Genomic DNA, 26,147 nt, shown 5'->3' on the forward strand with positions numbered 1-26,147 from the left:
CTTGACAGCCATGCGCATTTGACTATTCCCTGGATTCATTTTGCTGGCAGATTCAAATTGCATTTTTACCCTTCATCTTGGATCCAATTGTTGGAAGCGTTTCCCCAAAGCCTCGAGACCATTTTCCAGGAATTGACCCGGACAAGCATTCCTCCTTTCAAGCCACTCCATCAAATATCGGCTACGATCGTGGTGATGGAGTTTTGGGTGATTTTGATGGAGGAATCCGGACTAAGGTTTTTGATTTCTTGAAAGTAAATCCCCTCGGTACTCTGAAATCCCTTAAGACCACTTACCACTTTGTCCTTCACTTTAATTTTGTAATCCAATTCCCGCGAATCGGGATTGAGAATCACATAGGTGACTTGGGTTCCCGCAGGGTTGATATAGGCAGACACCTCCAGGGAAGTGATGCTGGAAGTCACCTCAATCCTCCGATATCCCTTGTGGATAAATTTAGAGAAATGTTTGATCAAATGATAGTAACCGGTGGTATTGTAATTTCCCGAGGCATCGATATTGATCAAGGGGAAATCTGTCCGGTTGGGATCACCCCAGACCAACTCCCAATAAACATAGGCCGAAGCATTGGCCAATGTCAGGGACCGGTGGATGAATCTTCCGGTCTTGAACCAAGACATATTGGAATATTCCGTCATGATATTGGGTTTGTTGCCAAATCTGGTTTTGATATCTCCCAACCATAGGTCTGTGTGCTCGATCTGTGTGCCCTCGTTGAAGTTGTAGGGATGCCAGCCATAATGGGAAATGTAATCCTTCTGGGCAAGGAAAGGCATGAAATTGCTCCAAGCGGTTTGGTTTTCGGTTTCGGGACCTATCAATTTCGGGACTTCCGCTCTGTTTTTTATTTTCTCCCAAACACTTTCGATGGCTTTGTCATAGCCTGCCATGGCTTCATTTTCTGTTGCGGCCCATGCGCAGGTTGTCCAGCCAGCGTTGACATAACCCGGTTCATTCTGGATGCTCAGGTAATCCGGCGAAAAGGCAATATTGTCCAAAATATCTTCCCAATATTGGGCAAACTCGGTGTACATAAACCGATCTCCAACTTTTCTCAGCGTTCCTTCCCTTAAATTGTTATTGCTTTTCAAGGCTGCTGGAGGTCCCCAGGAAGACAGCATGACTTCAATATCCGGGTTGCGGGTTTTGGCTTTTTCATAAAAAACATTGGTGGCGTTGAACATCGTGAGGTCACCGTTGCTGACCATTTGTTCCGGCGATTTATTGTTGGGATAATCACTTGGGTAGTACCAGTTTTTTAGCCGGAGGATATCAATTTCCAAATCATCAAAAATCAATGCATAGATTTCCTCCGATTTGGGACTGGAAACGATCCGATCACTCCACCAGGTCAATGCTCCCCCAAAACCGATCATTTCCTGATGGGTCACGTTGGGATTGGCAAGGATATCAGCGGTGGCAGCAGGTGGTGAAGTTGGGCTTGGATTGGGTGCTGGATCCACGGAGCTTTCGGCGCCACAACCCACGGCGCCCAGGGCAAGAATAAAAAAGAAAGTATTTATTAAACTAAACTTCATGTTATATTGATTTTAAAAATAGAAAAACAGCAGATGACTTTGTGAACCCCTGGAATGATCAAATACGGAGGATTAAACCCTTGTTGTGCATTGCCAATTCTATCCCTCCAATTGCTCCAATTTCCTGCCCTACGGCCGTGACAAGGTTGATTCGGCAATGGGAAGATGGTCAATTGGTACGATTTGCGCCCATAAACTTGAGGAAATCGATTTATTTTTGCAACCGATTTCATATTTTTATTTTATAAAAATTCAACAGCGGTTCAATCCTTCCCATTTCTTGAAATTAATAAATGGAATTTTGTTCCGTTATCCCACAAAACAGACGCTATTTTCAGTTTTTAAGATCGTTTAAGCAGAATTGACAATATTATAATCCTGGACAATCCAGCTTAACTACTAAATCCCAACAGAATTGGACCGAGTTGCAGGATAAATTTTAAGACTTTAAGTTCATCGTCCTCCATAAAACTCCTAAAACAATTTGCCGACAGAAAAATAATAGCTTGGTTTTATTCACTTTATAAACTCAAAAAATTGAATTGAGATCAAAAACAAAATAATAAATTTAATACAACCGATTTCATATTTTTATTTTGAAATAAAATTAAAATCAGATACTTTTGAAAACCACGCTTTTTCCAAGTACAGAAGGAAAAGCGAATATTGAATAAAAAAGGTATCTTGATTTACCCAAGTGAATGCAATCAAAATCAATCAGGCACATGCTGCCGAAAAAGCATTCCAATCAACAACCATGGAAAAAGAAATAACCATCTACGACATCGCAAAGGACCTTGGTGTATCCCCCACCACCGTCAGCAGGGCCCTCAATAACCATCCGGCCGTCAAGGAAAAAACAAAAATGAGGATTTTTGAGGCAGCACTGAAAATGGGCTATCAATCCAATGTTTTTGCCGCCAACCTGAGGAGCAAAAAAACACACAACATCGGTGTGATTGTGCCCAGACTGAACAGCAGTTTCCAATCCTCGGTCATCGCTGGAATGGAAAAAGTGGCAACAGATGCGGGATTCAACCTGATCATCAGTCAATCCCTTGAATCTTACGACAAAGAAATAGCCAATGTGCACACGATGTTTAACAGCCGGGTAGATGGACTTCTGGTCTCCTTGGCCGCCAACACCGAAAAGATCGACCACTTCAAGCCATTTATGAAAAAAGGCACTCCCGTTCTTTTCTTTGACAGGATCGCCGAGTGTGAGGATTGCACGGGAGTCACCATTGACAACATCCAAGCTGCTTACAAAGCCACCAACCATTTGATAGAGCAGGGTTGCAAAAAAATCGTCCATGTCCTCGGCAATATCAAAATCAACGTCTATGCGGATCGATTGAAAGGTTATAAATACGCACTATTGGACAAAGGCCTTGCCTTTGAAGACGCATTGGTTATCCACTCCGACCTCAATGAAGACGCGGGAGAAGGTATCGTCAAAAAAATCATGGCCCTGAAACCATTGCCGGACGGCTTGTTTGTGTCTAACGATGCCTGCGCGGCGAGCTGCATCAGACACCTCAAACTGGAGGGGATAAAAATCCCGGAAGACATCGCCGTAGTTGGTTTCAACAATGACGTCATTTCCAGATTGATCGAACCCAACATCACCACGGTTAATTATCCGGGATTTGAAATGGGAGAAGTGGCGATGAAAAACCTAATCAATCATTTGGAAGGGCAAACAATAGGGATTCTTACCAATACCAACAAAATCACCCTGAGATCAGAACTGATCATCCGGGATTCCTCAAAACGAAAAAAAGAACAGTAAAATACATCAACCCAAACGATGTGATCCAACTGCTACGGAAGTTGGTGGAGCATCCTCTCAAATCCTTAAAACCTAAACCCAAAAGCATGAAAAAATCATTCCTAACTTTCACCTTGCTTTTGGCAAGTTACCTGCTGATGGCCAATGACGGTTACAAACTTTGGCTCCAGTATTACCCCTTGGAAAACCCCAAGAGTGAATACCGGGAAATCCTTGGAAATGCACGGGTACCCGGAGAATCCCCGACCCTATCCATCATCAAAACAGAACTCGAAATTGCACGATCGGGATTTTTTGGCCCGGCCACGCTGCAAAAGGATAGCAATAGCCCAAAGTTGATCATTGCCCTTAAAGATGCGGATCCGACCATCAACAAAAATACCACACCTGAAGAAATGGCTGTATTGGGCGAGGAAGGTTACTTGATCAAAAAATACAGCGAAGCGGGCCAAAACAAAATTCTGGTCACTGCCAATTCTGAAATCGGTTTGTTGTATGGCACTTTCAAACTCTTGCAAACCATCCAGACAGGCGAACAAATCCCCAATACAGGACTTAGCAATTCCCCAAAAATCAAACATCGGGTACTCAACCACTGGGACAATCTCGACAGATCCGTAGAACGCGGCTATTCCGGTTCCAGTATCTGGAACTGGCACCGTTTGCCCCGGCACATCGACCAGCAATACCTGGATTATGCCCGAGCCAATGCTTCCCTCGGGATCAACGGCGTCTCGGTCACCAATGTCAACGCAAATGCCCTGGTTCTGACACCTGAATATTTGGCGAAAGCCAAAGCACTTGCCGATGCATTCCGTCCGTATGGCATCAAGCTTTACCTGACGGCACGGTTTTCTTCCCCAATGGAAATCGGTGGACTTCCCACCGCTGATCCCATCAACGCCGAAGTACAAGCTTGGTGGAAAGAAAAAACAAAGGAAATCTACCAATACATCCCTGATTTTGGCGGCTTTTTGGTGAAAGCGGATTCTGAAGGACAACCTGGACCCCACAATTATGGGAGAACCCAAGCGGAAGGCGCCAATGTGCTTGCCGATGCGGTCAGACCTTATGGTGGAATCGTGATGTGGCGCGCATTTGTCTACAATGAAAAAACGCCCGATGACAGACACAAACAAGGGTACAATGAGTTTAAAAAAATCGATGGGGAATTCAGGGAGAATGTCATCGTCCAGGTCAAAAACGGAGCCATAGATTTCCAACCGAGAGAACCTTTCCATCCCTTATTTGGCGCTATGCCCAAGACGCCCTTGATGATGGAATTCCAGATCACGCAAGAATACCTGGGTCACGACACACACCTGGCATTTTTAGCCCCCATGTTTGAAGAAACCCTGAAAAGCGACACCTATGCCAATGGAAAGGGAAGCTTGGTCAGCAAGGTAATCGACGGTTCCCTGCACAAATATCCCTTGACTGCCATGGCGGGCGTTGCCAATATCGGGACGGACCGCAACTGGACCGGACACCATTTTCATCAAGCCAATTGGTTTGCCTTCGGCAAGCTGGCATGGGATCCGGAAACGCGTTCTTCCGATATCGCCGAAGAGTGGCTGAAACTCACCTTCACTACCGATAAAAAATTTACCGAGCCCATTCAGAAAATGATGTTGGCCTCGCATGAAATGGTGGTCAACTACATGACCCCTCTGGGCTTGCACCACATCATGGCAAGGGGCCATCATTATGGACCTGGGCCATGGGTTACTGGTGGCGGAAGAGATGACTGGACGGCTACCTATTATCACAAAGCAACCGAAAAAGGCGTTGGTTTTGACAGAACCGCATCAGGCAGCGATGCCTTGGGCCAATATGCCCCGGAAATTCAAAAAGAATGGGGAAACCTGAAAACTGCACCTGAAAAATTCTTGCTTTGGTTCCATCACTTGCCTTGGGACCACCGACTGGCCAATGGAAATACTTTGTGGGACGGTATCGCACTGCATTACCAAAAGGGAGTCGAAGAAGCAAAAGCCAACGTAGCCACCTGGGAATCGATGGAAGCTCATGTAGATGCTGAAAGATTCAAACATGTACTTTCCTTTATGAAAATCCAAGCCGAAGAAGCTGTTTGGTGGAGAGATGCCTGCTTACTTTATTTCCAACAGTTTTCTAAAATGCCATTACCAGATGGCGTGGACAAACCAGAACACGACTTGGATTACTACTTGAATTTCAACCCGAAATTTGTTCCTGGCAACGGTTGAGGAATTTGTGGGACCAACATGCAGTTGGTCCCTTTTTGAATTGAATTGGCTTGAATCCTTCGTATTGGAACCAGTACATGGAACCAATTGGTCTCATGCGGATGTACTTTTCCAATCGATTCCTCTAAAAATCAATGACAAAGACAGCTCCTTAATTGCGAGATGATTTTAACCCTATCCTTTTTTACGATGCAAAAACGAATTTCCCTTTTGATTTTAATTTCATTTGTCTTGTTGGCATTCATTCCCAAATCCACTTCGGTAGACAACAGCCTGAAGATTGCATTCAAAGACTATTTCCTAATAGGTGCAGCGGTCAATAACCGGCAAGTCTCAGGAATGGACCAGGCGGCACTTCCCGTATTGGAAAAACATTTCAGCAGCATTTCTCCTGAGAACCTACTGAAGTGGGGTCCTGTACATCCCATGCCGGGCGTTTACAATTTCACCCCAGCCGATCAATTTGTGGAAATGGGAGCGCAATTGGGGGCTTTTATTGTCGGGCATACCTTGGTGTGGCACCAGCAGACCCCTGATTGGGTCTTTGAAAATGACAATGGAGAATTGCTTGAAAAAAAGGAATTGATCGCAAGAATGGAAGACCATATCGAAACGGTAGCGGGCAGATACAAGGGGCGTATCCATGGATGGGATGTGGTCAACGAAGTGTTCTTCGACAATGGCCAGTACCGAACTTCAAAATGGTACAATGCCGCTGGAAAGGATTTCATCAAGGCAGCATTCCGAAAAGCACATCAGGTAGACCCCGAAACAGAGTTGTATTACAACGATTACAACATGTGGAAGCCTGAAAAAAGAGAAGCTGCAATCGCTTTGGCCAGAGAAATGCGTTCCGAAGGAATAAAGATTGACGGAATTGGGATGCAGGGGCATTATGGGCTAGACTCTCCAAGCTTGGACCAAATAGAAGCATCGATCGTTGCCATCGCAGCGGCTGGATTCCAGGTGATGTTTACGGAGGTAGATATCGATGTCCTCCCTAATCCCGTCAACCGACAAGGGGCAGATATTGATGCCACATTTGAGGCGGATGAAAAATACAACCCCTACAAAAACGAACTACCCCAAGAAATCCAGGAAAAGCTTGCCAAAAGATATGCTGCGCTTTTTGCGCTTTTTGTCAAACACAGTGACAAAATCAGCCGGGTTACCTTTTGGGGTGTCAACGATGGGGGCAGCTGGTTGAACAACTGGCCAATCAAAGGTCGAACCGCTTATCCCCTGCCTTTTGACAAGGAGTACAAAGAGAAAAAAGCGGTGCTGAAAGAAATTCTTGGCGTCCTCAGATAAAAAGGTTTCCCCTTTATACCGTCTAGTTTCTGGTGCGGTATCTCTCCTAAAAATCTACCTGAAGTCTTCCTTTCTGATTGCCACATTCAGTTGAACCCGAAATATGCAATAGGTTTCCAAATGGGGTTGAAACTACAAGGAAATCAGACTATTGGGAGAATAATTCCCGACACCAATAGGGTTTAGTCAAAAATAGTCAACACCTAATTGATTATCAGTAAATTAAAATGTTAAATGGAGTTCGCAATGCATTAAACGGGTTTAACCCGATAGATGAATGCAATGGGTTTCCTATTGGAGTTGAAATTGAAAAAAATTCAAATTCTTAAGAGCATAACACGGATTACTGATAGGGTGAAGTCAAAAACCAGAAACCAGAATCAACTGAAGAATATGCAGCAATTTCAGGCCGGAATAGAATTGTTCATGCGTGACAAGGTTTAATCCATCCCTTTTTCGTGAATTTGAGCATTTTGGGATTACTTTTTAGACCTCTCCGACTTCCACACTCATTTTGATCAAAACTCCTTTATCCATGCATCTCCAAAAATCTCTTTCCTGGTTTTTTTTAATATTCTTGATATTCTCTATTGCGGGGAATCTCGATGCCGCCAATGGACCTGCGAAAAATGATGATTTCTTGCAGGTGGAGAAGGTCGTCGATGGCGATACTTTTTGGGTAATCAACAAAAAAGGTGAGCGGGAAAAAATCAGGTTGATCGGGGTGGATACTCCGGAGGTAAGACGGTCCAAAAACAAGGAAATCGGACATTACGGAAAAGAAGCCTCCGACTTTGTCAAAAACCTTCTCGATGGCCAGCGGGTTCGTCTGGAATATGATGTGGCAAAATACGACCGCTACAAAAGAACCCTTGCCTATGTTTACCTGGAGGACGGGACTTTTTTGAATGCACATTTGGTGAAGGAAGGCTATGCCGCTGTCATGACAGTACCCCCCAACGTCAAACACGCTGATCTCTTTGTCGATCTCCAAAGAATGGCACGAAAAAAGAAAAAAGGGCTTTGGAATATTCCTTGAAAGAAGGACAGTTGCATCCAGCGTCTTTGAACAATTTTACCAATACCTCAAAATAAATTGAACTGGGACGGAAGCCAAAAATCATCCCATTTCCCAAAGGAGCTTGCCTAATGCGATTCTTCATCCATTGATTTTTAAATAATTACATGCTGGAATTCAATTGGTCATGGGTTTAAATATATTCATATTATTTCAACTTAAAATTATTTAGGAATGTTTAATTAGCCTTTAAACATGATTTTTTATATTTTTAATTTCTTTTTTGGCATAACCGATATGATGAGAACTTTCATTTCTATCCTGATTTTGTTGTGTACCCTGAAAATTTCAAATGCCCAATATATCAGGGACCATATATCTATTGGCATTGGCCCCTCCATGTTGTATGGCGACAATGCCGGGGAATACACTGCCTTTAAATTCAAAATCCTGCCTTCTGCCACTCTTGCTTACAACAACCAAATTGCAGATATCTTGGACTTGAGAGCCACTTTTGGAATCCAAATGCTTAACAGTGGTGGATATGATCCATTGAACACTGGAAGGGTCGTGAGGTGGGGTGACAATGACCAAGCCTTCGATTTCAAGGGAAATGCATACTTTGGGGACATCATGTCGGTTGTCAATTTCAACCCGAACATTCCGGGAAGAGCCGGTGAAATCGCCAACTTCTATGCGGGGCTTGGCCTCGGTGTCATGCATGTCAATCGAGATCAGGAGGTGTTCAAGAACGGAAGAATTGAAAATGAGATTTTATTGGAAGGGGAAATCATAAAATCAAAACAATCCACCACATTGGCTTACCTGCCATTCAGGGTTGGTGTCAGCACAAACCTGGAAAGCGACTGGGATTATTCTTTTGATTTCTCACTTTTCACCGCTTTGAACTCTGATTTGGACGGCAACAACATGAAAACCAAACGAATCAAACCAGACATGATGGGACAATTTCAGATTGTAATCAAAAGATATTTCGGCAGATCTTGGTAGTGATTTTTTTTTGAAGACACAAAACTTTTACCCCCCCACTAAGAATCGTAGGCAAATCTTCAAATACCTGGATTTTTACCCTAAATATGCATTGGGTTTTCTGGTAGGAATTGAAACTGCAAGAAAATAAGCCTACTTGGAGACTTGGGCCTATCACAAACGTAGAGTGACTGATCATTAGTTAATTACAGGCTTTATTGGGATTGATGATGCACAAAATGGGTTCAAACCCGACAGAAACGGGTTAAACCCGAATTCTAAGACAGCGGAAAAGTAACGTAGGGCATCTAACTTGATTAAGTTAGATGGAAATATGCAATAGGTTTCCAAATGGGATTGAAACTGAAAGAAAATCAGCCTATTGGAAGAATAATTCCTGCCTCCAATAGGCTGAAGTCAAAAATAGTCAACACCTAATTGATTATCAGTGAATTAAAATATTAAATAGCGGTCGTGTTGCATAAAACGGGTTAAATTTCAAGACCCGGTCTTTTGCTTGATAAATGGCTGAATCACCCAACAACAAAATAGACTTGATTTCAACCTATTTACATTTCACTTCCATTGGAGCCACCAAAACTCCTCAAGTTATAGGTTAGGCTGAGCATGAAAAATTGCTGCAACACCTGCGTTCTTTCATCCTGAATATAAACATCCGTCACGTTTCTTTCTATGCTCGTGTTCTGATTCAACAAATCAAAGACGGTGAGTTTCAATTCCAGTTTTTGTTGTTTCGGAAACCTATAGCCAACATCTGCATTCATCAACCAAATCGATTGGTCAAAGTCACCGCCCAGCCCTCTGTAGAACTGATTGTTGACATTGGTGCTGAAAAAAAATCCACCCGCAAATTGCCAATAGAGATCGAGTCTGGAATTCTGCGAATAATAGTTATTGTCTAGGTTTTCCTGAAGACTGCTTCTGACAATGTTGTAATTTCCATTCGTGGAAATATTGAAATCCAGATTTTCACTGATGTTGCTACTGAGTCCAAACCCCTGTCCGATCCCTATATTCCGATTGATGTTGACTTGATCATTGATCAATCCCGGTCGGTTGCTGATGTTTGCCCGCGCGTTGATATTCAGATTGCTTTTGATAAAGGACAAAGGAAAGCCCATCCCAAAATAACTCCTCGCATCCCAATAATTGTCCAAATTGACAGGCCTGTTGAATTGCCCCCCCTGCCGGAGCAATACGCCTCCCTGAAGCAGGGTATCACTTTGCGCGATAAAGGTAGAATTGCCAAGATAGTTGTTCCTGACCGAACCTGAAACAAACATGAACATCGACCTGGAGGATTCCGGATCCACTTTTCTGATCCGGGTAAAGAGCCTATGGCCATACTCCTGAACCAAATTTGGATTTCCAGTTGAAACCTGAATAGGATTGCTGTTGTCAATGACTTCCTGGAGCTGCCTCACTGAAGGAGCATCGGTACTTGCGCGGTAATCCACCCGTACATTGGTCTTTTCGCTCCAATCGTAATTGAACACAAATCGGGGAATAAAATTCTTGAATGTTCTTTGTGTATTCTCAAAACCGGGAAACAAACGGTCACTGTTCAAATTGGAAATCTCATAATCAAGTGAGGTATAAATCCTTATTTTATCCGTGTTGTAGCGATAGGCCATTCCCAATTGGTGCTGGAGGTAGGTATTTTCAAATTGATTGGACAAAGTGCTGTCTATTCGAAATTGGGTGGATTCCAATTCCCTCTGGAATACCTCCTGCTTGTTTTTTCCAAGGTCATTTCCCAATTCATATTGGAACCTCAACTGGGAAAATTCACTCAAGGGTTCTGTGTATTCAATTTCGATTTGATAATTGAGACCATTGGATTTTGAAATCGAATTTTGAATCAAGCTGTCCAGATTGTTGGTTTGAAAGTCCCTGTTTGTGGAAATCAAATTGGACGTGTTGTCATTTTGATTGATTCTGGTCCTGATCCCTGTGGAAAGTATTCTTCCCGGCTTGTCGAATTTATACCGATAAGTAAAATCGTTGTCAAATCTAAACCCCTCATTGTTGGACTTCGTGCTATTCTGGGTTTCGTTGATTGGCGTGTTCTGGTCAAATAGATTTTGGGCCGAAAGAGTATTTACAGTTTCCCTTTTGGAAAATCTCACCCTTGGCCTCACGATTATGGCATGTTTTTCGGAAATATCGTAATCCAATCTAAAATCAAGCCGATGGCTTTGGTTTATGTTTTCACTGCTGCTCACCTGATTGTACAGCTGAAGGCTATCACTTGGCAGAATGTAGGTTCTCGAAGAGCTGCGGGTCAAATTGTTCCGGCTATTGTTAAAGAAGTAGCTTCCGGTCAGTTTGGCTTTGCCATCATCGTATTTGTCCGTAAAATTGATCCCTAAAGCATTGGTAACCGTGATTCCCGGTCTTTCTCTGGTCATCAGGGGGTTTCCTCCCCTTCCCCCTCCGCCGGACTGCTCTCCACCTGATCCAAATGCGCCGGTCAAATCATCCGAGGAAAAATTCTGTTGGTTCACATTGTTGGTCAAACCCAACACGGTGACCCTTCTTGCTCCTTTGAAATAATTGACATTTCCCCCGACAAGGTAATTGTTGTTGGTCCCGTAGCCGCCATACATCCTTCCGAATTTACCACCTCTTTTTTCCTTTTTGGTAATGATGTTGATGGTTTTGATCGTCTGCCCGTCATCAAAACCGGTTAAAATGGCTTGATCGGATTTCTGATCCAAGAACTCAATTCGATCGATGATTTCCACAGGAAGGTTCTGCATGGCCATGGCCGGATTGTCCCCGAAAAAGGGCTCACCATCCACCAAAACCCTACCCACGGTCTCTCCCTGAACTTCAATGGTTCCTCCCATCATCACAACGCCAGGCATTTTTCTCACCAACTCTTCGGCATTGGCCTGTGGACGGGTTTTGAAAGCATCTGCATTGAAGGAGATGGTATCCCCTTTCACCTCTCCGGTCAGGATCTGGGCCTTCAGCTCAAAAGCATCCAAAAGTTTCCCCTCCTGCTCCAGTTCGAAAACACCCAAACTGATTCCCGCATCAGGAGTTTCGATTGTTTTTTTGAAAGTCTCAAACCCAATAAAACTAATTTCCAAGACAAAAGAAGCGCTCTTCGGTTTGTTGATGGTGAATTCCCCATTCATATTTGTAAACGTATTTTCAAGGGTTTCATCGGCAGCGTTTTTGACAAAAACGTAGGCCCCTGGAAGTGTTTCCTGCGAGGATTTGTCTATTATCTTACCCGTCAATTTGGTTTGTGCAACCAAAACACCTGGCACCATGAATAAAAAAATAAGCAATCTTTTTAAAATGAACATTTTTGATAATATGATTTGAATAGTGTTTAGGAGAATTGGGAATAACCAACTGGGAACACAAAGTTATCGTAAGGTTAAAGGGAAGACAAACCGCCAGTCAAATACCAGAAACAAGCTTTCAATCAATTTGAAGCCGCGGGATAAAGATTATATTTTTACTCAAACTGCTAAAGCACAAGCAAAAAAAAATCCTGAACCGTTCAAATAAATTCCCATCCTGCCATTGGTCGAATTTGAATCAAGCAATTCTTTATTGAAGAAAAGCGAATTGACCAACCTTCATATTTGCCCAATTGACATGTTTTTTTTAGCGTCAAAAAATCGTTCCGAGAAACGGAATTTTTTCCATTGAACCTATCTTGTTCAATACCAATCCTATTCCAACCTAAAATTGCCTTACAATCTTCAGCTGTTTACTATTTTTGACTTCAGCCTCTTGGCACCTCTCTTTAATTCTCCTAATAGTCTGATTTTCTTCCCATTTCAACCAAATCAAAAACTTCATCCATATTTCAGATGGAATGGACTTCCGGTAGCCATCTCCTTTCCAAAAAAACTTAAGGGAATTCCGAAAGCACCCAATCCAGGGAGGAGAAATGAAATCCCATAATAATTGTCTCTGATTTGAAGAAGAAAACCCCTGCTAAATGTTCATTTCTTCTTGCTAAATTGTGAGACTTTAAGTGATGATAAAATTGGTATAATGAAACAAAAAACCCACCCATAGTAACCAGATTTCAAATCTCATACAAGCGCATTCCATCTTTTGACTATTCCTCAATTCTTTCAAATTCAATTACAAATGAAAAAAACGCATCTTGGATTATCGATGTATCTCGTAGTTCTCCTGTCCTTTGGGTCCTGCCAAAAATCCGATCAAAAACATGAAGAAATGGATACAAAACCATTAACGGAAATATCAGAAGGTGATTTGGTTGAATTTCAGGATGAACACAACGCACAAAACTCTTTGGATTTCATGGGTGTATACAAAGGGATTCTCCCTTGTGCCGATTGTGAAGGAATCGAAATTCTCTTGGAATTGGAATCTGGGAATTCCTATACCAAGAAAGTCATTTACCATGGAAAAACAGACCAGAAAACCCAGGAAAGCAGTGGTATTTTTTCATGGAATGAAGCCGGAAACACCATTACCTTGGTAGGTGAAGCATTGCCCAATCAATATTTCGTCGGCGAAAATCACCTTTTCCATCTGGATATCGAAGGCAACAGAATCACTGGCGATCTTGCAGCGAAATATCGATTGACCAAAAATTAATCGGGGAAGAAAATTGGTGGGAGAGTCCGCATTTCTGCATGTTGGAGTACAAACTTGCTATTGGATGCCATCCATCATTGCGAAATCAATTCCAATGTGAATAGATTGGTTTAGGGAGCGGAATGCGGGAGTTAATGCCGGGCGGTGGCTACATTTCTTAGTGTTTTCTAGAAACTAAATTTCCAATAGAATAAAAAAAAAAGGAAAGCCGAAAACCACATGTGGCTTTCGGCTTTCCTTTTTTATGAATTTCCTTCTTATTTAAAGTCCCCGGTTTTGAGCCAGAGAAGAAGAAGAAGAGTAAATCAAATGATTTTATTGATCATCTGGATGACTCTCAATATTTCTTTGTCCAAATGTTTGTCCTCATCTGCATATCTGGCCTTGGATGAGATATTCCCTTTCATACTGACGTAGTTGTACATTTTGTTATCCGTCGGTGAAAAGGTGATGGTAAAGTTGTTTGGAGACTCAATCCTAAGAATATTGGCCGTATTATTGGTGAATTCGTGCTTTTTCTGTGTCAATAAATTGACAGATTTCCCTTTCAAATAGTCAATGATCCTGCTGATTGGAAATCTTTCCTCCAAGATCTTTGGGGTTTTTCTCCCAATGTCCATGATGGCAAGAAGATGTGCTTTTTGACTTGCAGAATAATAATCTACGGAAATGGTTTTTTCTTTATAGAATCCATATTCTGAATAGAGATCAACAAGCAATTCAAGAAGGGTCTCCCCTTTTTCCCTTTGGGAAGTTTCAAGCAGAATTAGGCTTTTAACGATCTCTTCCAAATCCTTTTCGCTATGAAAGACTTCCTGATCCACATTAAATGCAACCAAAACCTCATCATTCAAGTCGGATTGTACCTTTTTGATTTCGTCACGGAATTTCCCGATCGGAATGACAAGGTTATGACATTCATTTTTGGAAAGCATCACCATTTGCTCGATCATATCGGACACATGGATGGATTTCAGACAAACCAATTTCCCTTTTTCGGCAGCAGCCAACCAACCCGAAAGCAGAATGGCAGCCACTTGATGCGCATTCATGATGGTAAAACTATCTGAATCAGCTTTTTTGATGGCGAGTCCGATCTTCTGCTGAAGCTCATCTACACCGATAATCACGTTGAAATTACCCTCTTTGGCTAGGTCAATGGCCGGCTTTAGATACTTGAAAATAAAAGGGGCATCTTCATCTCGGCTTTCATCATCGAGAGGAAAAAATTCGAACTCATTGACACCATCTTTCAATTTTTCCGCAAAAGACCTGGAACTTTCAGGTCCTGTGATCAAAATGCGCAGTGTGGTATCTCTAATTTCGGTTTCTTCGACTTCCATATTGGCCTGAACTTCAAGGGTTGTATTTTGCATGATTATTTTTGAAATATTATACTTCGCGTTTTAGGTGTTTTTTAAAGCATTCCAAAGGTTTAAAATTGGGTACTTTTTTCATTTCACTTTGGCTGGAATTTAACTTGGGGGATACAAATATAGGCATTGTCCAACTTTCTATTCCATTTAAAGTCATTTTTACTTTTATAAAGCAATGTTTCCCATTCAAAATGCTCCAGAATCAATTTCCTGACAACCATATTTTCTATGGATGTTCACCCAATGTTCCCCACGAAAATCTGTAGGTTATGGAGATAGGGCAATTAAAATTATGCATTTTATTGAATGTTAAAGATTTTTTCAATTCATACCTATTGGTTCTTTTAGGTCAAATTTTATTTATAATTGACTCAATTTATAAGATTTTCACGATTGGGTCCCTACCTGAATCCTGTGCGGTAGCTCTCCTTAAAAAAAACAGACAAAGCCCTGCTTTGACCACTTATAGAATTTATTTGGGGAATTTTTGAAGGTTCCCGGGAGAGCAAAAAAATAAATCTGATTTACAGATTCTTTATTAATCGTATTTAGAAACAACCGATATACAATTTTAACTTATTATCCTGAAAATTACAAGTTTACAAGCATATTCAAGCCTTTGTCTTTCATGAAGCATGCGCGTCAATTTGAGGAAAAACAATAGGGTCCTTTGCTATTGCTGCAGTGAAGTGTGTTTTCGGAATTAAGTTTTGGAAGACGGAAGATGGGAAATGGGAGACCGGAAACGGGAGCCGGGAGAAATCTTGAATTCTGGGTTTTTAGGGTTTTTCAACTGGCCCATCGGTGTGTGGGTATGGCAGCGTGTTTACATAAAAAATAATTATCCACAGCAAAATCAAAAAATCATTCGCAAAACAAAGTCTTTTTTCAGGATTGAATACGCTTGGATTCCCGTTTCTTCATTCAAAAAATCAACCGGGAAAAGACGGATATAAATAATCGGAACCAGCGCTTTCGTCCGGTTCCGATTTTAAGATGCTTCCATCTCAACCAGTATCTTTCTTGATTAGGCTGCGATAAAAAGACCGGCAATGGTCAAAACCTCTTCCTTGGTCAAGGGTTCATCAAATGATTCGGTAATGCCATCGGATCCAATGGTGGTAACAGTGGTCACATCCACTCCCCCTTGCATCAGGTTGTTTTCTCCGTTATAAACCGCTTGGGTAGCTTCAGGCATTCCTGCTCCTCTTTCGTTTTGGGTTATCCAACCTTTCAAGCCACGAAGTCTGCGTACCTCAGAGGCATGTCTTGCTTCCACAGAATGGATTTGCAAAGCTGCCGTCAGTAAGGCTTTATTGGACATCAAATTGGCCGCTTGGCCTTTGTAAGCCCGAACGCCCGTGTCTTCAAATGCCTGTGCCAAAGCAAGAAACTGCTCATAATTCCCAAAAGGATTGAAAGCACCTCCAACAGTGAAATCAAATGTGGGTTTTGAAACCGGAGTTCCACCGCTAGCGGTGATGCCTGCGATCAAAAAAGCAACGTGATCCACTTCGTGTTTCTCTATCAGTTCAAAGATCGCACGGTCCTTTCCAGCAGGAATCAAACCACTTGCCGCTAGGCCTTTGGTGTAATATTCCGCTTCAAGATATTCAAGGGTCAAGGCAAAATTTAAAACATCAAGAGGTTCCATGGTGGCCGCATATGCTTTGTTACCCGCTACGGAGGCGAAACCAACTGGAATAGCAGCCATAGCTACTTTTTTGCCAAATGAACCCAATTTAGCGAATGCATTTCTTCTTGAGGTGAAAGTATCCAAGGTTTCAGGCTTGATACTGTACATTTCCAATAATTGAAAAATTTTCATAATCTTTTCGGCTAAATTTTAGGATGTTGGCAATTGAGATGCATTGATTTTATTGAGGATGAAGGTTGAAGCAGCATTCAAAACCATTGCTGGTTCAAAAGCTCTATCCAAACCATTGGCGTCGATGACGTCATTCCCTGCAAAGGATTTTGGATCACTGTCCAAAATGCTCCTGATGGCTGCCGCATGACGGGCTTCCACCGAGACGATTTTACCGGCGATCAAAAGAAAATCGGGATTTTGCAATAATTTTCCTGCACCATTGTAAGCTGCAACCCCCAAATCTTCAAAAACCTTGGCTGTTGCCAAAACACTTTCCCTGTTGTTAAAATTGACAGAGCTAAAATCGAATGTCAATTCCCCAATGGCATTGCTGCCCAGAGCCGCTTTCAAAAAATCGCGATGCGCAACTTCATGGTTTCGTAGATCTTCCATCATGGTTCTTTCCACATCGGAAATGTTTCTATACAAGTTGGTGACCACATTGATATAGAACGCAGCCTCAAGTTGTTCGAGAACATAGGCATAATTCAGTACCCCTACATCACCAGATCCAAGATTTACAACTCCGTCCAAATCCGGAACCATGTTTTCATTGTCCTCGCATCCCATCAAAAGAATTCCTGCGGTCGCAATACCCGCACCACTGTATTTAAGGAAGTTCCTTCGAGAACCCTTGTTTTGGAATACCGACTTGGTATCCTCTTTCACTTGATTTGTTTTAGACATAATAATTTGTGATTCAATGATGAATAAAAAGGTGAAAAATGGATTTACTTTATTTTCTTCACTGGAATTCCTTTTGGGAATGGCCGCAACAAAAAAGACACTGTAAAAACATTTCGATTCAATTACGAAGTCTGATCACGGATTGGATTACTTAGGAGTCAAATTCCTTTGAAATCCATTTGAAAAGTATTCGGGAAATTAAAACCGGAATATGCAATGCGTTTCTAATTTTGTTGAAACTGCAAAAAAATCAGACCATTTGGAGAAGTGCGCCTATTGCCAAAAGGATGAAGTCAATAATTGTAGAAAAGACCCATTATTGATCCTTTTCAAGTTGGATTAAATTTGGCCATACACCACAGGGGGTTTTTAAAAAAAGCAAGATCCTACCCCTTAAAATGGCGTTCTAAACCCTATAAAAACCTAAATCCAGCAGTGACAACCAGTGGAAACAGTAGGAATGGTTTCATTCGAAAACAGAATTCACCAATTCAACTATTTTTACATTATACTAATTTTAATTATTCTTTATTGGTGTTTATTGTGTATTTTTAAATTATAATTTTAAATTTTATCATTTATAACATCGTGAATTTTTACTGATTTGAATTCATTGAAGTTGTATTGGAATGGTGGGGATGATACTCCAAAAAAACAAAAGTTTTTTTGGAGCGCTTACAGCCAAAAAATAAGGACTTTTCTCAAATTTGAATTTGAGCCAATGGGCATCCCTAATCTTCTTTTACAAATTCAATTCACACATCAAGGACTCTCGAATAAAGGAGCAGCAAACATTTACAGCCAATTGATTTTTTGGGGATGAAAAACTGGGTTTTATTGATCGCTATTTGCATTCAATTCAGTTGCGCTACAGCAGCAAAGATTACGGTTTTGCCTACGGATAAGTTGGGTTTTGATCTTGATGCCTATCAGACATTTGGTTTTTATGGCCTGGATGTGAAAGGAGACACCAGCAACCAATTCCAAAGAAACGTCCACCTCTTGAAAACAGCCATCATCCAGCAAATGGAAAACAGGGGCTTGAGGGAAAGCCCTGATCCTGAATTGAAAATCAATATCGGCATACGCGTGGAAGAGAAAATACAAACCCGACAAACCGGCCTGATGACAGATCCGGGGACTTTCAATTACATCGGACAGCGTCGGTACACCTGGAAAACCGAAATCGTGGAAGTGGGCCGATACAAAAAGGGCAGCATTAGGCTGGATTTTGTAGATGCCAAACAAAACCAAGTTGTTTGGATGGGCATTTCCGAGAAAATTATCCCAAACAAAGAAAAAAAAATCCCCTCCGAAATTTTAAAAATAGTCGATGCCTTTTTTACCAAAATCAATGGAACAAGCAAATAAACCAAAATCCAATCCCATGAAAACCAACGTCCATTTTCTACCTTTTCTCATTCTTGGAATAAGCCTTCTTTTTTCCTCTTGTTCGTCTACGACCAAGATCCTCGGTTCTTGGAAAAGTCCTGACTCCCCTCCCAGTGGCTATTCCAATATTTTTATTGCTGCATTGAGCGACAATGTTCTCGCAAGAAAAACAATTGAAGACAACCTCCAAAACCTGTTGAATCAAAAAGGGGTCGCTTCTGTCACCAGTTTCAATATCATCAAACCTGAATTCAGGGCTATGGAAACCAAAAAGGAAGAGATCCTGACCGCAATAAAAGACAGGGAAAACGATGCGATTTTGACCGTTGCGGTGATCGATCAGACCAATGAGACCCGTTATGTTCCCGGAGACATCATGTATAACCCAATGGGATTTGCCTTTTACAGGGGGTTTTGGAGATACTATTCCTTTTATTACCCTATGATATACAGCCCCGGATACTATACTCAGGAAAAAAATTACTTCTTGGAAATCAACCTTTATGATGCCAAATCTGAAGATTTGGTGTGGTCAGCCCAATCTCAGACAACCAACCCCTACGATTTGGAAGGTTCTTCTGAAGAATTTGCCAAAGTGGTGGTAGGCAGGTTGGTCAAAGAAGGATTGATCGCAAGGCAAAGATAGAAATCCTTTGTTGCTGAAATTCAAAAATCCCCATCCCAAGAAAAGATTCGCTAGGGATGGGGATTTGGGTAAAATTTGAAAACCAATCAATCCGACTTAGAGATTGCTTTTTTCAACCAATGGAAAGAAAACTTATAAGCCAAACATTCTTGGCAACCAAAGGGTCATGCCTGGAAACAGTGTAATCACAATCAAGCCAATGATCATCGCGATGAAAAACGGAATCAGGGGTTTGACTACTTTTTCGATGCTCGTCTGGGCGACGCCAACCCCGATAAACAGGACCGATCCCACCGGCGGCGTACACAGACCGATACATAGGTTCAAGATCATGATGATCCCAAAATGAACAGGATCAATTCCCAATTCCGTGACGATCGGTAAGAAAATTGGCGTAAAGATCAATACTGCAGGCGTCATGTCCATAAATATTCCGACAAACAGCAACAGGATATTGATCAACAAAAGGATCACCCATACATTGTCACTGATGGACAATAAGGAATCGCTGATCGATTGCGGGATGTCTTCACTCGACATTACCCAAGACATGCTCATGGATGTGGCGATCAGCAACATCACGATTGCCGTGGTTTCGGAAGATTTCAGCAAAATGGAAGGAACCTCTCTCCATTTCAATTCCCGATAGACAAATGAAAGTCCCAAGGTATAGATCACGGCAATGGCAGAAGCTTCCGTAGCCGTAAATACCCCGCCAACGATTCCACCCATCACGATCACCAAAAGCATCAAACTGGGAAATGCCCTGAAAAATTTGGAGGTCAATTCCTTCAGGGATGTCGCTTCTCCACCGGGAAGATTTTTCCTTTTGATAAATATCGCTGCAGTCACCATCAACAAAAACCCGATAAAAAGACCGGGGATATACCCTGCAATAAAAAGAGCCGCTATGGAAACCCCGCCAGAGGCGAGTGAATAAACAATCAGGATGTTGGAAGGAGGAATGATCAAGCCCGTGGTGGATGAAGTGATATTCACCGCAGCACCCAATTCCCTTGGGTAGCCTTCAGCTTCCATTCTCTTACCCAACACGCCACCAATGGCAGAAGCGGCAGCTGCTGCCGATCCGGCGATGGCTCCGAAGAGCATGGCTGCAATGACATTGACATACAACAATCCACCCGGAAGTCTTCCCGTGATCGCCTTGGCCAATTCAATCAACCGGTTCGCGATGCCTCCCCGGTTCATGATCTCCCCAGCCAGCACAAAAAACGGAATGGCCAATAAGGAAAAACTGTCCAAACCTGTTCCCATTCTCTGGGCAATCGTGGTGGCTGAAGGTCCCGCTGCCACGGAAACCAACAGCGTAACAAAACTCGACAACCCAAGACTCCAGGCCACGGGAACCCCGATGGCCATTAGGGTGATGAAAGTAAGTACTAAAATAACAATGCTGATATAATCCATGCTATGCTGTTTTTTGGGTTTTGAGGATATCAAAAATCTGGGAAAGTTGATAAAAAAGAACCAGCAGTCCACTCACGGGAATGATGGTATAAATATAGGCCAGCGGCACTTGCAGGGTGGCCGATTTTTGTTCCAAGATAAAAGTGATGTAGACCAAATTGCTCCCTCCCAAAATCATCACTGCGACCACAAAAATGATCACCAAGGAATTGATCAGAATCTGCAGGTTGGCTTTTGCCTTCCCTTCCAGTTTCCTCAATACGATGTCAATGGCCAAATGCTGGTCCTGACCTGCCACATAGGCGGCGCCCAACATCCCCAGCCAAACCAGCATGTAGCGGGAGAGTTCATCGGTAAAGGATGCGGGATTTTGGAAAATATAGCGGGACAATACCTGCCAGGTAACATTGATCACCATCAATCCCATCAAAATGATCAGGGCACTTGAGACAACCTTGTCTACGCTTTGTTTTAGGGTGATTTTCTTCATAAAGCTATTTCTTTTCAAAGTATAAATTCCTGAATCCAAGTCCCAAAAACGGGGATGATCGGATGACTATCAGCGAAGAAACTCAATCGTGATTCCTGATCTGTTGGATCACTTCATAAAGCTCGGGCTGACTGACTTTTACTCCCTCGTACATGGATTCCACAGAATTCCTGAAACTCTCCTGATCAGGATAAAGAATGGTGACACCCGCTTTCTTCATTTCTTCCAAGGATTCTTCCACAGATTCCGCCCATATTTTATATTGGTAGGTGGCGGATTCGTCGGCAGCTTCCTGCAGCCATTGTTTTTCCTGCTCGGAAAGAAGTGCCCAAACTTTGGTGCTGATGACCATGATGTCTGGAACGGCAGTATGTTCGTTGATGGAGTAAAATTTGCAGACTTCGTAATGCCTCGAGGTGTAAAGACTAGGAGGATTGTTTTCGGCGCCATCCACTATCCCCTGCTGAAGAGCGGTATAGAGCTCTCCATAAGAAACAGGAGTTGGGGATCCCCCAAAACTTTTGACCATGTTGATGGCAGTATTGCTTTCCATCGTCCTGATTTTCAAACCCTTTAAATCTTCCGGAGATTCGATTGGTTTGCTTTTGGTATAGAAGCTCCTTTTGCCGGCGTCATAATAACAAAGGCCTCGCAACCAGAACTCCTGGCTTTCCAAAAGCAGGTTTTTCCCAATTTCGCTCTTCAATACATTTTCACGATGTTCGTCATCTCTAAACAGGTAGGGAAAACTCAAGACCTGAAGTTTGGGTGCAAAACTCTCCAGGATCGCAGAAGAGACTTTTGTCATCCCCAAAGAACCGATCTGAAGCAATTCCACCAATTCCCGCTCGGAGCCCAATTGTTGGTTGGGGTAGATTTTGACGATCATTTCTCCTTTGGACTTTTCTTCCACTCTCTGGGCCAAAAACTCCATCGCCTCATGGACAGGATGGGTGATGCCCAGCCCGTGACCGAGTTTAATCACCCGGACCCCACCGGGGCCTTTGCAGCCACCGATAAGGATGATCAAAAAAAGAACAAATAGTACAATAGGTTTTTGGGTCATTGGTATTCCTGGTTTGGATGATGAGAATTGAAGATCAAATGGCTGGCAGACCTTTCACACTCGAATACCCATTGCATGATTGAATAGGCGAAGTGAAAATAGGCATCCAGTCTCGGTGCGATCTTTTGTTACTTCCTGATCTCTTGGATTGTTTCCAAAGCTTCTTTTATTTTTTTGGTCAAGACATCAAATTCTTTGTTTTCAATTTCTTTTTTGTCAAATAATTGGGAGCCCATGCCCACACAAAACACTCCGGAATTGAACCAAGAAGTGAGATTGGCTGCTGTGGGTTCCACTCCACCGGTAGGCATCAACTTGACATCCGGCATGATGGACTTCACTGCTTTGATGAAATCCGGTCCGAGAAGATTTCCTGGAAAGGCTTTGATCAACTTCGCTCCCAAAGTCTTGGCTTGGAATACCTCCGTAACGGTAGCACAACCTGGGATCCACAATACGCCTTTCATGGTGCAATAAAGCGCTACTTCGGGAACCAATGCCGGAGAAACAATGAAATCGGCACCTGCATAAAGGAAATTCTTTGCCTCATCGACGCTAAAGATGGTACCGATACCCAAGAACAAATCCTGGTATTTTTCAGAATGCAATTTCAAAGCACTAAAAACCTCAAGGGAATGAGTTCCCCTATTGGTAAACTCAAAAACCTTGATTCCAGCAGCGTAAGCGGCATCCAAAACTCCTGTGGCGATTTCAACATTGGCATGGTTGAAGACCGGGATCATTCCTGTGCCAGACATGCTGTCCAATATAACTTGTTGATTCATTTTCATTAAAATAGTTTTTTATTTAGGTTAAAGGTACTGGGGCTTCATGCGCTATTGATGAAAATACCGATTTCCAATGGATACCTCCATTTACCTCAGTAATTTCCCCACATGTTCCCCTTTGACGAGAGACTCTACTTCCTCCAGGCTGACCAGGTTGGCATCACCGGAAATACTGTGTTTTAAAACGGAGGCAGCCACAGCAAATTCCAAGGCTTTCTGATCGGAATAAAAGAGCAACCCGTAAATCAACCCAGCCATGTAGGCATCTCCTCCCCCAACCCTGTCCACAATATGGGTCATGTCATACGTTTTGGAAGTCAATAATTCCCTTCCATTCCATAACCATCCCTGAAGTTGGTTGTGCGATGCGGAAATCGAATTTCTTTCCGTGGTCGTGATGTACTTGATATTGGGGAAATTCTTCCTGGTTTTGAGGCATGCCTCTTCGTAATCGTCCGCTTTGATATCCATGCAATTTTCGAAATCCACCAGACCGGCAACAATCACATTTGTATATTGGATCAATTCAGGCATGACGTCCAAAGGCCCTTTTCCGTATTGCCAGAGATTTCTTCTATAATTGATATCACCACTGATCATCAATCCTTTGCTTGAGGCTACCTGAAGTGCTTTCAAAGTCATGGCAGCTGCTTTTTCCGATAGTGCGGGTGTAATTCCTGTCCAGTGAAACCAATCCGCATCTTCAAAAATATTATCCCAATCGATTGCTTCTCCGTCAAAATTGGCAAAAGCGGAATCGAAACGGTCATATATGATCTTTGAGGATCTTTGCATGGCTCCATTCTCCAAAAAATACAGGCCCATTCTACCTTCGTTGAAAGAGACATGAGAAATGTCAACACCCGTCTGACGAAGGTATCGTGCAGCCGCATTGCCAAGATCATTTTTGGGAAATGCCGTCACATGGGCAGCATGAAGCCCCCATTGGGCCAGTGAAACAGAAACATTGGCTTCTGCCCCACCATAGACGATATTGAACTGATCCGCCTGAAGAAACCGCTCATTTCCAGGGGTGGTGAGCCGCATCATGACTTCTCCCAAGGTGATTATCTTTCTACTCATTTTTATTTTTAGGTTCAGGTCTTAAAATTATCATTTATATTTTCATTCTAACTTTTCTTTTGCATAAATTGCGCAATCGATTGCGCAATATAAATCAAAAATACCAATGAACCATAAGATTTTACAAATTCATCCCCAAGATAATGTTTTAGTGGCATTGACTGACCTAAAGTCAGGAGAATCTATTGAATTCAATGGCATAAGCATTTTATTGAAAGACAACACTCCCGCCAAACACAAGTTTGCCTTGGTCGATTTGGCACAAGGGGAGCACATCTATATGTATGGTTCCATTGTCGGAAAAGCCGTGTACCCCATCCTGAAAGGTGCTGTACTCACCACTGCCAACGTGGCCCATGAAGCCAATTCCTTTGGCAAGAAAACGGGGACCTACGAATGGACACCACCGACCCATAATCCTTTCAGCAACAGAACCTTCAATGGTTTCCACAGAAAAGATGGTCAGGTCGGAACGGCCAACTATTGGATCGTTGTCCCGCTGGTTTTTTGTGAAAACAGAAACGTGGAAGTCATCAAACAAGCCTTCACTGAGGAACTCGGATTCGGAAAACCAAATCCATACAAATCACTCGTGCAACAAATGGCGGAGTTGTTCAAAAGTGGGAAACAAGAAGCCATTTCCGGATTGGCTGTTGAGGAAGTTGCGCTTCAAAAAGACAATAAATTATTCAAAAACATAGACGGCATCAAGTTCCTGACCCACCAAGGTGGCTGTGGTGGTATCCGTCAGGATTCGGAAATGCTTTGTGCTTTGTTGGCAGGTTATATCAATAACCCCAATGTCGCAGGCGCAACAGTTTTGAGTTTGGGTTGCCAAAATGCCCAGCCTGCAATTCTACAGGAGAAACTGGACAAAATCAATCCCCATCAGGAAAAACCCATCATTCTGCTAGAACAACAGAAAGAAGGGACGGAACTGCACCTGCTGTCCCAAGCGATCAAAATGACCTTTATGGCGATGGCCAAAGCAAATGAACAGGAAAGAGCCCCTGCGCCATTGAGCAAATTGACTGTTGGTTTGGAATGCGGTGGTTCGGATGGATTCTCGGGGATTTCTGCCAACCCAGCCGTTGGTCATGCTTCAGACCTGATCGTTGCTTTGGGAGGAAAAACCATTCTTTCGGAATTCCCGGAACTTTGTGGTGTGGAGCAGGAATTGATGAACAGGTGTGTGAATGACGAAATCGCCGAAAAATTCGGTTCTCTGATGCGCGACTATTCCGCCTCGGCAGTGGCTGCCGGATCCGGATTTGACATGAACCCTTCTCCGGGAAACATCAAGGATGGCTTGATTACCGACGCCATGAAATCTTCCGGAGCTTCCAAAAAAGGAGGTAGCTCTCCGGTGGTAGATGTTTTGGATTATGCCGAATATGCTACCAAGCCAGGATTGAACCTGCTTTGCACCCCTGGAAATGATGTGGAAAGCACCACCGCCATGGCAGGTTCCGGTGCCAATATCATGCTCTTCACGACCGGTTTGGGCACCCCAACAGGAAATCCCGTCGCACCGGTGATCAAGATTTCCTCGAATACCAAATTGGCCGTGCGCATGCCCGACATCATCGACATCGATACAGGTGGGGTAATCTCGGGCGAGAAAACAATCACCGAAATGGGAGAAGAAATAGTCGAGCACATCATCCAAGTGGCCAGCGGAGAGATTAAAGCCAAAGCCCAACTCCTTGATCAAGATGATTTTATTCCTTGGAAAAGAGGGGTTTCTTTATAATTTCATTGCTGCTTTGACCCGAAGTAGGCAATAGGTTTCCAAAAGCAATT

The 26,147-nt window shown here is 42.8% G+C and carries 19 protein-coding genes; 9 read left to right on the forward strand and 10 right to left on the reverse strand.

All coding sequences use genetic code 11. The features are described 5' to 3' along the window. Positions 1–170: 170 nt before the first annotated feature. Complete coding sequence (locus Q7J63_RS18165; protein ID WP_304888221.1) at positions 171–1,559, reverse strand: glycoside hydrolase family 30 beta sandwich domain-containing protein; 1,389 nt, start codon at positions 1,557–1,559, stop codon at positions 171–173. 757 nt (positions 1,560–2,316) lie between these two features. Between Q7J63_RS18165 and Q7J63_RS18170 the strand changes: the two genes are divergently transcribed. From Q7J63_RS18170 to Q7J63_RS18190, 5 genes are all read left to right on the forward strand, one after another. Next, positions 2,317–3,351: a LacI family DNA-binding transcriptional regulator gene (locus Q7J63_RS18170; protein WP_304888223.1), complete on the forward strand. Its 1,035-nt coding sequence runs from the start codon at positions 2,317–2,319 to the stop codon at positions 3,349–3,351. Positions 3,352–3,437: 86 nt separating this feature from the next. Then, entirely contained in the window at positions 3,438–5,579 is a 2,142-nt protein-coding gene (locus tag Q7J63_RS18175; RefSeq protein WP_304888225.1) for an alpha-glucuronidase family glycosyl hydrolase, read from the forward strand. A gap of 189 nt (positions 5,580–5,768) precedes the next feature. Then, on the forward strand, positions 5,769–6,890 hold the full coding sequence (locus Q7J63_RS18180) for an endo-1,4-beta-xylanase (RefSeq protein ID WP_304888227.1): 1,122 nt from the start codon (positions 5,769–5,771) through the stop codon (positions 6,888–6,890). A gap of 535 nt (positions 6,891–7,425) precedes the next feature. Continuing rightward, the gene (locus Q7J63_RS18185; RefSeq protein WP_304888229.1) at positions 7,426–7,929 is read left to right on the forward strand and encodes a thermonuclease family protein; all 504 of its coding nucleotides are present in this window, start codon (positions 7,426–7,428) and stop codon (positions 7,927–7,929) included. Between the two features lie 276 nt (positions 7,930–8,205). Next, complete coding sequence (locus tag Q7J63_RS18190) at positions 8,206–8,919, forward strand: hypothetical protein (protein WP_304888231.1); 714 nt, start codon at positions 8,206–8,208, stop codon at positions 8,917–8,919. Positions 8,920–9,467: 548 nt separating this feature from the next. Here Q7J63_RS18190 and Q7J63_RS18195 read toward each other — a convergent pair. Continuing rightward, complete coding sequence (locus Q7J63_RS18195; protein WP_304888233.1) at positions 9,468–12,239, reverse strand: outer membrane beta-barrel protein; 2,772 nt, start codon at positions 12,237–12,239, stop codon at positions 9,468–9,470. Between the two features lie 802 nt (positions 12,240–13,041). Between Q7J63_RS18195 and Q7J63_RS18200 the strand changes: the two genes are divergently transcribed. Next, positions 13,042–13,518, forward strand: a complete 477-nt coding sequence (locus Q7J63_RS18200; RefSeq protein WP_304888235.1) for a copper resistance protein NlpE — start codon at positions 13,042–13,044, stop codon at positions 13,516–13,518. A 305-nt stretch (positions 13,519–13,823) separates the two neighbouring features. Here the strand turns inward: Q7J63_RS18200 and Q7J63_RS18205 are convergent, their stop codons facing one another. The 3 genes from Q7J63_RS18205 to Q7J63_RS18215 all read right to left on the reverse strand — a co-directional run bounded on the left by Q7J63_RS18205 (position 13,824) and on the right by Q7J63_RS18215 (position 17,451). Next, positions 13,824–14,894, reverse strand: a complete 1,071-nt coding sequence (locus tag Q7J63_RS18205) for a hypothetical protein (protein ID WP_019598372.1) — start codon at positions 14,892–14,894, stop codon at positions 13,824–13,826. 1,027 nt (positions 14,895–15,921) lie between these two features. Continuing rightward, positions 15,922–16,722 (reverse strand): ferritin-like domain-containing protein, encoded by an 801-nt coding sequence (locus tag Q7J63_RS18210; RefSeq protein ID WP_304888238.1) that lies wholly within the window; start codon positions 16,720–16,722, stop codon positions 15,922–15,924. Between the two features lie 18 nt (positions 16,723–16,740). After that, positions 16,741–17,451: a ferritin-like domain-containing protein gene (locus tag Q7J63_RS18215; RefSeq protein ID WP_019598375.1), complete on the reverse strand. Its 711-nt coding sequence runs from the start codon at positions 17,449–17,451 to the stop codon at positions 16,741–16,743. Positions 17,452–18,270: 819 nt separating this feature from the next. Between Q7J63_RS18215 and Q7J63_RS18220 the strand changes: the two genes are divergently transcribed. Together Q7J63_RS18220 and Q7J63_RS18225 are read left to right on the forward strand one after the other, a co-directional pair. Continuing rightward, positions 18,271–18,822, forward strand: a complete 552-nt coding sequence (locus Q7J63_RS18220; RefSeq protein ID WP_304888240.1) for a DUF4136 domain-containing protein — start codon at positions 18,271–18,273, stop codon at positions 18,820–18,822. Between the two features lie 16 nt (positions 18,823–18,838). After that, a complete protein-coding gene (locus Q7J63_RS18225) occupies positions 18,839–19,489 on the forward strand; it encodes a hypothetical protein (RefSeq protein ID WP_304888242.1) in 651 nt (216 codons plus the stop codon). Between the two features lie 132 nt (positions 19,490–19,621). On the opposite strand, the gene Q7J63_RS18230 is transcribed toward Q7J63_RS18225, so the two are convergent. From Q7J63_RS18230 to Q7J63_RS18250, 5 genes are all read right to left on the reverse strand, one after another. Further along, entirely contained in the window at positions 19,622–20,917 is a 1,296-nt protein-coding gene (locus Q7J63_RS18230) for a TRAP transporter large permease (protein WP_304888244.1), read from the reverse strand. A gap of 1 nt (position 20,918) precedes the next feature. Beyond that, entirely contained in the window at positions 20,919–21,407 is a 489-nt protein-coding gene (locus Q7J63_RS18235) for a TRAP transporter small permease (RefSeq protein ID WP_019598381.1), read from the reverse strand. Between the two features lie 82 nt (positions 21,408–21,489). Next, positions 21,490–22,473: a TRAP transporter substrate-binding protein gene (locus Q7J63_RS18240; protein ID WP_019598382.1), complete on the reverse strand. Its 984-nt coding sequence runs from the start codon at positions 22,471–22,473 to the stop codon at positions 21,490–21,492. Between the two features lie 128 nt (positions 22,474–22,601). Continuing rightward, the gene (locus Q7J63_RS18245) at positions 22,602–23,264 is read right to left on the reverse strand and encodes a bifunctional 4-hydroxy-2-oxoglutarate aldolase/2-dehydro-3-deoxy-phosphogluconate aldolase (protein WP_304888247.1); all 663 of its coding nucleotides are present in this window, start codon (positions 23,262–23,264) and stop codon (positions 22,602–22,604) included. An 84-nt stretch (positions 23,265–23,348) separates the two neighbouring features. Then, on the reverse strand, positions 23,349–24,344 hold the full coding sequence (locus Q7J63_RS18250) for a sugar kinase (RefSeq protein ID WP_019598384.1): 996 nt from the start codon (positions 24,342–24,344) through the stop codon (positions 23,349–23,351). A gap of 106 nt (positions 24,345–24,450) precedes the next feature. Between Q7J63_RS18250 and Q7J63_RS18255 the strand changes: the two genes are divergently transcribed. Next, positions 24,451–26,097 carry a UxaA family hydrolase gene (locus Q7J63_RS18255; protein WP_304888249.1) on the forward strand — a complete coding sequence of 549 codons (1,647 nt, stop codon included), beginning with the start codon at positions 24,451–24,453 and terminating at the stop codon, positions 26,095–26,097. The last annotated feature ends 50 nt before the right edge of the window (positions 26,098–26,147 follow it).

Origin of the sequence: Rhodonellum sp. (assembly GCF_030656585.1) — a bacterium.
In the GTDB taxonomy this organism is placed as follows: Bacteria; Bacteroidota; Bacteroidia; order Cytophagales; family Cyclobacteriaceae; genus Rhodonellum; species Rhodonellum psychrophilum.